This is a genomic window from Streptomyces sp. NPDC048297, assembly GCF_043201585.1.
Lineage (GTDB): Bacteria > Actinomycetota > Actinomycetes > Streptomycetales > Streptomycetaceae > Streptomyces.
This window is the reverse complement of the sequence record NZ_JBICZA010000047.1, coordinates 41,060-49,967: the sequence shown is the minus strand read 5'-3', so window position 1 is coordinate 49,967 and position 8,908 is coordinate 41,060. Positions and strand designations below refer to the sequence as shown.

The window sequence follows — 8,908 nt, the reverse complement described above, 5'->3', positions numbered from 1 at the left end:
CCTCGGGCCCGGGGGGGGCGGGGGGGCCCGGGGGGGGGGCCGGGGCCGGGGGGGGGGCGGGGCCGGCCCCCCCCCCCCGGGCGGGGGGGGGGGCGCCCCCCCCCGGGGGCCCCCCGGGGCCCCCGGGCCGGGACGGCGTTCGCATATGAAGCAAGCACTTTGAGGGACGCGTTCGACAGCACGGCTTCGACTTTCGACAGCACCACGTCGATACCGCCGCGAACGCGCCCCACAGGCAGGCACCGCAGGCACACGAAGGGATCTGTATCTCCCATGTACGCAGCATCGTCCTCCGTGTCCGCTCCGCCCCGGCCGCTGCGTCCCCGCCCGGCGGGCGGCGGGCCGTACCTCGACCCGGCGGCGCGACCGGGAGTCCCCGTGCTGGGCGCGGGCCGGCCGCTGCGCGTCCCCGGTCAGTCCGGTCCCCAACCGGTCAGCGGAAGACTCGACTTGTCCGGCCCGCAGGGTGCGCAGCTGCGCACCGCGATCGCGTCGGTGCACCGGATCTGCCCGGAGTTCACTCCGGTGCAGGTGCTGCGCCGCAGCGGGCGGTCCGTCCTCCTGGTCGGGACGACCGGACGCAGCACGGCCGTGGCCAAGTGTCTCCTCGACCACTCACCCGCATGGGCTGAACGCAGCCGCCACGAAATAGCCGCATACCGCTCGTTCGTCCGGCACCGGCCTCCGGTCAGGGTGCCGAGACTGATCGCGGCGGACCCGGACAACTGCACCCTGGTGATCGAGCGCATGCCGGGCCGGGTGGCGGCGCTGCAGCGGCATCCGCTGGAGGCACCGCCCCGCCCCGACATCCGGGCCGCGCTCGGGGCGATCTGCCGGCTGAACGCCTGGCGGCCACCGGCGGGCACCTTCGACGCCCCGCTGGACTACGCGGCCCGCATCTCCCGGGACCACGAACTGGGTCTGCTGACCGACCGGGACCTGGGCGACCTGCAGAAGCTCCTGCACGGCATCGCGCACTCGGCCGGCCGCCAGGGCATGGGCCAGTTCTGCCACGGCGACGCCCTGCTCTCCAACATCCTGCTCTCACCGGCCGGTCCGGTGCTGGTGGACTGGGAGCACGCGGGCTGGTACCTGCCGGGGTACGACCTGGCGACGCTGTGGCTGGTCCTCGGAGACGCTCCGGTGGCCCGGCGCCAGATCAGCCAGATCGCCCAGTCGGCGGGCCCGGCCTCCCGGGACGCCTTCCTGGTGAACCTGATGCTTCTGCTCACCCGGGAGATCCGTACGTACGAGACGGCGGTGCAGCGTTCGATGCACGACGCGGCCCCGGCGGCACCGGGCACGGCCCACCCGGGTGCCGTGCCGTCCGGCGAGGAACAGCGGCTGCTGCTGCGGCGGCTGCACGACGACTGCCAGATGGCCCGGCGGGCCGTCCGAGCGGCGGTCGGCACTCGCTGACGGAGCGACGGTTCCGCGGTGCGCCAGAGCGGCGGCGCACCGCGAGCCTTCGTGTTCCCGACCTCGTTGCGGCCAGTTGTACGCGGCCGTAGGACGCCTGCCACGAGGGCCACTGGTATACACCAGTGATGCCCCGCAGGCCCGCGCACCGCCGCCGCGAAACTCGCCGATCCCCTGTGTGACATGGGAAATCGCCATCCTGAGGGCATCATTGACGGATCGTCGGCAAGCCGGTACCACAGAGCCAGCTCGGCCCCGCACGCCCCGCCACGCCCGCCCGTCCCAGGAGGCCGCATTGCGAGGATCCGTCACCGACCCCACGTCCGCCCCCGGCCACAGACATCTGCGGCGCGCCGCCGGCACACTCGCCTCCGCGGCGCTGCTGCTGCCCCTGCTCGGTGCCGCCCCGGCCCAGAGCGCGACCGACATGTCCTCGGCCGGCCGTCTGCAGCAGGCCTTCGTCACCGCCGCCGCCGAGTACCACGTGCCGCAGAGCGTCCTGCTGGCCGTCTCCTATCTCCAGTCCCGCTGGGACTGGCACGCCGGGGCGCCCAGCGTGAGCGGTGGCTACGGCCCGATGCACCTCACCGACCCGCGGACCGCCCTCGCCACCACCGAGCACTACGCGGAAGGCTCCGAGGACGCCCGCGGTGACAGCGCCCGAGCGGCCCTGCACCCCGACATCGAGGTGCCGGCCGACACGGCGCTCCCCGCGCGCCTCAGGACGCTGCCCAGGGCGGCCGAGCTGACCGGCATCCCGGCGGACCGGCTGCGCACCGACCCGGCGGCCAACGTGGCCGGCGGTGCCGCGCTGCTCGCCGCGGCCCAGAAGGACATGGGCGAGCCCCTGAGCGCCGATCCGGCGGCCTGGTACGGCGCGGTGGCCCGTTTCTCCGGCGCCGACGACACGGCGACCGCTGCGGCGTACGCGAACGACGTGTACGACGTGCTGCGCACCGGCGAGGAGCGCACCACGGACGACGGCCAGCTGGTCGCCCTGGCCGCCCTGGACGCCCGCCCGAAGCTCGGCGCCGACACCGCGCAGCTGCGCCGGACCGGCCTGCGCGCCGCGGCGGCGGGCGACGACGTCGAGTGCCCGAAGTCGGTGTCCTGTGTGTCGGTCCCGGCGCCGTACGAGGAGTTCGGGGACAACGACTACGGCAACCACGACCTGGGGGACCGCCCGGCCTCGCAGAGGATCAAGTACATCGTCATCCATGACACCGAGGGTGCGTGGGACGGGGTGCTGAACCTGATCAAGGACCCCACCTATGTGTCCTGGAACTACACCATCCGCTCGACCGACGGGCTGATCGCCCAGCACGTCAAGGCGAAGGACGTGGCCTGGCACGCGGGCAACTGGGACGTCAACGCCCGGTCCGTCGGTATCGAGCACGAGGGCTTCCTCGCCGCTCCGGACGCCTGGTACACGGAGGCGATGTACCGGTCGTCGGCGCAGTTGGTGAAGTACCTGGCCCACGCGTACGGCATCCCGCTGGACCGGCAGCACATCCTGGGCCACGACAACGTGCCGGGGCCGACCACCTCGACGATTCCCGGCATGCACACGGACCCCGGCCCCTACTGGGACTGGCGGCACTACTTCGAGCTGCTCGGACACCCCTTCGAGCGCACGGGCGGCGCTCACGCCGGGCTGGTGACGATCCTGCCGGACTACGCGTCGAACCAGCCGGTGTACTCGGGCTGCACCACCCAGGGCGTGCCCTGCACGGCGCACGGTTCCAGCGAGGTGCGGCTGTACTCCGACCACGACGTGAACGCGCCGCTGATCAAGGACATCGGTCTGGGGAAGGGCCCGACCGACGGGGTGAACGACCTGTCCTCGCGGGTGTCCACCGGTCAGCAGTACGCGCTGGCGGACCGCTGGGGCGACTGGACGGCGATCTGGTACCTGGGGCAGAAGGCATGGTTCCGGAACCCGGCGAAGCAGGCGACCGCGGTTCCGGCGTCCGGTCTGCTCGTCACCCCGAAGGACGGCCTGGCGAGCGTCCCGGTGTACGGCCGGGCGTACCCGGAGAAGGAGGCCTACCCGGCGGGCGTCCCCGCGCAGTCGGTGGTGCCGCTGCCGTACACCGTCCCGGCGGGGCAGAAGTACGTGGTCGGTGACACGATGCCGGGCGAGTACTACTACGCGGTCACCTTCACCACCGACTCGCACCGGGTCGTGATCGGCAAGGACCTGTGCTACGAGATCCAGTACGGCCACCGGGTGGCGTTCGTCCGTGCGGCGGACGTCCGTCTGGTGCCGTCCGCCGGCTAGCCGGGCGGGGCCCTGTTCAGCCCTGCTGGAAAAGCTCCGCCGGGAGCGGCTTCAGCAGGGCGTACAGGTCGTCGGTGATGGGGCGGTCCCAGGCGGCGATGGTCACGAGGACGCCGTCGCTGCGGTCGAACTGCACGCAGGAGATGCGGCTCTCGGAGAGTTTGAGACGGCGCACGATCAGGAGGTTGTCGCCCTGGAGGACGGGGGTGTCCTCGGTGCCGACGACGGTGACCTCCTCGTCGTTCTCCAGCGCGAGGAGGAGTTGGCCCACCTCGAAGGGGATCTCGCCCTCGGTGACGTCCCGGGCCGGGGAGCCCTCGGGGAGGTTGCCGATGATCATGGCGGGGCCGCGTCCGCCGAACAGGTCGTAACGCAGGAAGACGCCCTGGCAGGTGCCGTCCGGGGCGGGCAGCAGGCCCGCGCCGAGATTGCCCGGCCAGTCGCCCGGGTCCATGGCCAGCACGTCGAAGTCGGGACCGGCGGGGGTGGCGCTGCGGCGGCGGAGGAACGACATGCCGCCATGGTACGTGCCCGGGTGTGTCCGGCGGCGTGCGGGCGCCGCCTCCGCGTCGCCCGTGCGGAGGTGTCTGTCACGGAGCGTGTCCGTCGTCCCGTGCGCGTGGCCGGGTGGTGTCACTCCTGCGAAGGGACCGGCGGTACGACCGCCACGGGGCTCGCGGCGTGCAGCAGGACGGCCTGGGTGACCGAGCCCATCATGCGGACCGGGGCGAGCAGCCGGCGCCGGTGCCGGCCGACGACGACCAGGTCGGCGTCCCGGGAGGCGGCGACGAGGTGGCCGGCCGCGTCACCGGGCAGGGCCTCGGCGTCGGCGCGGACCCCGGGGTGCCGGGTGCGCGGCGACGCGAGGAAGTTCTCGGCGAGGGACCGGGTCTCGTCCTCGACGGCCTTCTGCTCGGCGAACGCGACCACCAGTTGCCCGGCCGCCCACGTCTGCACGGGCCACGGGTAGGCGGCGATCACCTGGACGCGTGCCCCGCGCAGGGCGGCCTCGGCGAAGGCGAAGTCGAGCACGGCGTCGTCCGGGCTGTCGACGTGCAGGCCGACGACCACCCGGGGTCCGGGTTCCGGGGTGCCCTCTCCGTGGACCTCGCGGCCGGGCCGGGGCACGATCACCACGGGGCACGCGGCGTCCCGGGCGGCGGCCAGCCCGGTGGATCCCAGCAGCAGGCTGGCGAAGCCGCCCCGGCCGCGTGAGCCGAGCACCAACAGCTGGGCGTCGGCGCCGAATTCGCGCAGGACCGCGCCGGGCACCCCCTCGACCGCGACGTACTCCACGGCCGGAGGGCCGGCGCGCTCGCTCAGCCGGGCGCGTACCTCGTCGAGCACCGGGTCGCCCGCCTCGTCGGCCGGCCCGGCGACCAGGACGTCGGCCTGGCCCCAGGCCGCGTACTGCCGCACGTGCACCACGCGCAGTGGTGCCGCGCGGCGGCGGGCGGTGTCCAGGGCCCAGTCCAGGGCGCGCAGGCTGTCCTCGGATCCGTCGACCGCGGCGATGACCGGTGCGGCGCTCATGGTTGTTCACCTCCGGGATGCGGGTTCCCCCCTTGCCGGTGCCAGCCTCGCTCAGACGGCGGCCCGTGCGGGGCGTGGGTGCTCGCGTGTCCGGAAATACGGCCGGAACTCCCCCGGTTCGGCTCGCGTCGGCAGGCCCGTCGGGTCGGGCCGCGTCAGGCTCTGGTCAGGTCAGGTCGAACTCGCCCTCGCGAGCCCCGGAGACGAAGGCGCCCCACTCGGCGGGGGTGAAGATCAGGGACGGGCTGTGCGGGCGCTCGCTGTTGCGCATCGCGATGAACCCCTCGACGAAGGCGATCTGGACGTCGCCCCGCCCTCGGCTGCTGGACTGCCACTCGGCGTTGGTGAGGTCCAGTTCCGGCTTGTCCCAGCCCATCAGCGGCGGCTGCTGGGTGATGCTCTCGGCCACGTCCGTGCTCCTCCCGGTTCGTCGTGCGCGGTCAGCCTAGCGACCGCTCACGACGGCCGACAGGCCACGTCCTGAGGACCTTTCAGGAGTCGGGGGGCTCGGATCCCACCAGCCACATGGAGAAGAACTGCGAACCGCCGCCGTAGGCGTGACCGAGCACCTTCCGGGCGCCGTCCACCTGGTGTTCTCCGGCCCGGCCGCGCACCTGGAGGGCGGCCTCGGCGAAGCGGATCATGCCGGAGGCGCCGATGGGGTTGGTGGAGAGCACCCCGCCCGACATGTCGACGGGCAGGTCGCCGTCGAGTCCGGTGACGCCGGACTCGGTGAGCTTCCATCCCTCGCCCTCGGCGGCGAAGCCGAGGTTCTCCAGCCACATGGGCTCGTACCAGGAGAACGGGACGTACATCTCGACGGCGTCGATGTCGCGGCGCGGGTCGGTGATGCCGGCCTGCCGGTAGACGTCGGCTGCGCAGTCCTTGCCGGCCTGCGGGGAGACGAAGTCCTTGCCGGCGAAGAGGGTCGGTTCGCTGCGCATGGCGCCGCCGTGCATCCAGGCGGGCGGCCGGGGCGCGCGGGCGGCTCCGGCGCGGTCGGTGAGGACCATGGCGCAGGCGCCGTCGGAGGACGGGCAGGTCTCGGAGTAGCGGATGGGGTCCCAGAGCATGGGCGCGGCCTGGACCTTCTCCAGGGTGATGTCGTGCTCGTGGAGGTGGGCGTACGGGTTCTTCAAGGCGTTGCGCCGGTCCTTGTAGGCGACGAGGGAGCCGATGGTGTCGGGGGCGCCGCTGCGTCGCATGTAGGCGCGCACGTGCGGGGCGAAGAAGCCGCCGGCGCCGGCGAGGAGGGGTTGCTGGAAGGGGATGGGCAGGGACAGGCCCCACATGGCGTTGGACTCGGACTGTTTTTCGAAGGCGAGGGTGAGGACGGTGCGGTGGACGCGGGCCGCGACGAGGTTCGCGGCGACCAGCGCCGTGGATCCGCCGACCGAGCCCGCGGTGTGCACGCGGAGCATGGGCTTGCCGACCGCGCCGAGGGCGTCGGCGAGGTACAGCTCGGGCATCATCACGCCCTCGAAGAAGTCGGGCGCCTTGCCGATGACGACGGCGTCGATGTCGGCCCACGCCAGCTCGGCGTCGTCGAGGGCGCGCCGGGCGGCCTCCCGTACGAGTCCGGTGATCGACACGTCGTGCCGGGCGGCCACGTGCCGGGTCTGGCCGACGCCGGTGACGGCCACGGGCTCCTTGCTCATCGTGGATCCCCTTCGAGTACGGCGACCAGGTTCTGCTGGAGGCAGGGGCCGGAGGTGGCGTGGGCGAGGGCGCGGTCGGAGTCGCCGCGGTGGATGCGGGCGGCGGCCTCGCCGATGCGGACGAGTCCGGCGGCCATGACGGGGTTGGCGGCGAGGGCGCCTCCGGAGGGGTTGACGCGCACGGTGTCGTCGAGCCGGAGCGCCTTGCGCAGCACGATCTCCTGCGCGGTGAAGGGGGCGTGCAGTTCGGCGGTGTCGACGGGCCGTTCGAAGGCGCCGGCGCGTTCGGCGGCGAGCCGGGTGGACGGGGAGTCGGTGAGGTCGCGGACGCCGAGGGAGTGGGCCTCGATGCGGTGGTCGAGGCCCCGGATCCAGGCGGGCCGCTCGCACAGTTCGCGGGCCCGTTCGCCGGCCGCGAGGATCACGGCGGCGGCGCCGTCGCCGACGGGCGGGCAGTCGCCGGTGCGCAGGGGCCGTACGACGTAGTCCCCTTGGGGGACCTGGCCCGTGAGCTGGGCGTGCGGGTTGGTGGCGGCGTCGGCCCGGCTGCGTGCGCCGACGGCGGCGAGGGCCGCCTCGTCGGTGTCGCCGGCGTCGATGAGGGCCTGTGCCTGGAGCGCGGCCAGGGCCACGGAGTCGGGCCACAGCGGGGCGACGTAGTACGGGTCGAGCTGCCGGGTCAGGACGTCGCGGACGGAGCCGGCCGAGGACTTGCCGTAGGAGTAGACGAGGGCCGTGTCGGCGTCCCCGGTGAGCAGCTTGATCCACGCCTCGTACAGCGCCCAGGCGCCGTCCGTCTCGACGTGCGACTCGGAGACGGGGGGCCAGGCGCCGACGCCGTCGAGGGCGAGGGTGAAGGAGAAGGCGCGGCCGGCGAGGTAGTCGCTGGAGCCGGAACAGGTGAAGCCGATGTCGGCGGTCTTCAGGCCGGTCTGCGCGAGGACGTCGTGCAGCACCGGCATGAGCATCTCGACCTCGGAGGATTCCTCGGTGGAGCGCCGGTGGTCGCTCTGGGCGAAGGCGACGACGGCGATGTCCCGGGCGCCCGGTGCTCCCTCGCTGGTCACAGCAGCTCCCTGTAGGTGTCGTAGTCGGCGTCGGGTTCCCCGGCCGGCCGGTAGTGGTCGGGGTGGCGTGCTCCGGGTGTCCACACCGGCTCGACCCGCAGACCCATGCGCACCTCGTCGTAGGGGATGCCGCCGATCCGGGCGTGCAGGGCGAGGTCGGCGCCGTCGAGGGCGATGTGCGCGTAGACGTAGGGCACCTCGATGTCGAGGTTCCTGGCCTTGATGTTGACGATGCAGTAGGTGGTGACGGTGCCTCGGGGCCCCACTTCGACCCGTTCGGATGTGGCGACGCCACATGTGGGGCACGCACCCCTGGGCGGGACGTACACCTTGTGGCAGGACGGGCAGCGCTCGCCGACGATGCGCTGTCCGGAGAGGGCCTCCAGGTACGCGGACTGGGCGCGGCCGGGCGTGTAGGTGTAGTCGAGGCGGGCGGGGGCGACGATGCCGGTGACCGGGTTCGCGAACTCTCCGCTGTGCCCGCTCACCTGGTCCCGCGCTCCTTCGTACGGTTCGAGGCAGGCGATGTCCGTGATGGCTCCGGAGCGTTCCTCGGCCCAGCGGACGCGGACGCGCATGCCGGTGTGGACAGCGTGCGGGCCGGGGGCGTCCAGGGCGTGCAGCAGGGTGGTGTCGGCGCCGTCGAGGCGGACCAGGACCCAGGCGAAGGGGGTGGGCAGGGGCTGGCCGGGGCGGGGCTCGTGGTTCCAGGCCCAGGTGGTGACCGTTCCTGTGGGGGCGACCTCGACGAGGTCGCGGATCTCCTCGGAGGTGACGGGGTCGTACTCCACGGGCGGGACGAGGGTGCGGCCGTCGGTGGTCTTCACCCCGAGGATCCGGCGTTCGCGCAGCCCGGTGAGGAAGGCGCTCTGGACGGGGCCGAGGGACCGGGTGAAGGGGAACTCGACCACGAGGGGGGCTCTGAGGAGTTCGGGCATCGGGGGTGCTCC

8 protein-coding genes are annotated in these 8,908 nt (G+C 73.3%); 2 read left to right on the top strand and 6 right to left on the bottom strand.

Annotation, left to right across the window (positions count from 1 at the left end; genetic code table 11):
• Positions 1-273: 273 nt before the first annotated feature.
• Positions 274-1,419, top strand: coding sequence for an aminoglycoside phosphotransferase family protein (locus ACGFYV_RS34115; RefSeq protein WP_393882406.1), 1,146 nt, complete (start codon positions 274-276; stop codon positions 1,417-1,419).
• A 295-nt stretch (positions 1,420-1,714) separates the two neighbouring features.
• Positions 1,715-3,700, top strand: coding sequence for an N-acetylmuramoyl-L-alanine amidase (locus ACGFYV_RS34110; RefSeq protein WP_393882405.1), 1,986 nt, complete (start codon positions 1,715-1,717; stop codon positions 3,698-3,700).
• A gap of 16 nt (positions 3,701-3,716) precedes the next feature.
• Here ACGFYV_RS34110 and ACGFYV_RS34105 read toward each other — a convergent pair whose 3' ends face one another.
• The 6 genes from ACGFYV_RS34105 to ACGFYV_RS34080 all read right to left on the bottom strand — a co-directional run bounded on the left by ACGFYV_RS34105 (position 3,717) and on the right by ACGFYV_RS34080 (position 8,896).
• On the bottom strand, positions 3,717-4,214 hold the full coding sequence (locus ACGFYV_RS34105) for a hypothetical protein (RefSeq protein WP_393882404.1): 498 nt from the start codon (positions 4,212-4,214) through the stop codon (positions 3,717-3,719).
• Between the two features lie 119 nt (positions 4,215-4,333).
• Complete coding sequence (locus ACGFYV_RS34100; RefSeq protein WP_393882403.1) at positions 4,334-5,233, bottom strand: universal stress protein; 900 nt, start codon at positions 5,231-5,233, stop codon at positions 4,334-4,336.
• A gap of 166 nt (positions 5,234-5,399) precedes the next feature.
• Positions 5,400-5,642: a DUF397 domain-containing protein gene (locus tag ACGFYV_RS34095; protein WP_393882402.1), complete on the bottom strand. Its 243-nt coding sequence runs from the start codon at positions 5,640-5,642 to the stop codon at positions 5,400-5,402.
• A gap of 82 nt (positions 5,643-5,724) precedes the next feature.
• Entirely contained in the window at positions 5,725-6,891 is a 1,167-nt protein-coding gene (locus tag ACGFYV_RS34090; protein WP_393882401.1) for a thiolase domain-containing protein, read from the bottom strand.
• A complete protein-coding gene (locus tag ACGFYV_RS34085; protein WP_393882400.1) occupies positions 6,888-7,958 on the bottom strand; it encodes a thiolase domain-containing protein in 1,071 nt (356 codons plus the stop codon). The genes ACGFYV_RS34090 and ACGFYV_RS34085 overlap by 4 nt, the downstream gene beginning before the upstream one ends.
• Complete coding sequence (locus tag ACGFYV_RS34080) at positions 7,955-8,896, bottom strand: Zn-ribbon domain-containing OB-fold protein (protein WP_393882399.1); 942 nt, start codon at positions 8,894-8,896, stop codon at positions 7,955-7,957. Before ACGFYV_RS34080 ends, ACGFYV_RS34085 begins: the two co-directional genes overlap by 4 nt.
• Positions 8,897-8,908 lie beyond the last annotated feature (12 nt).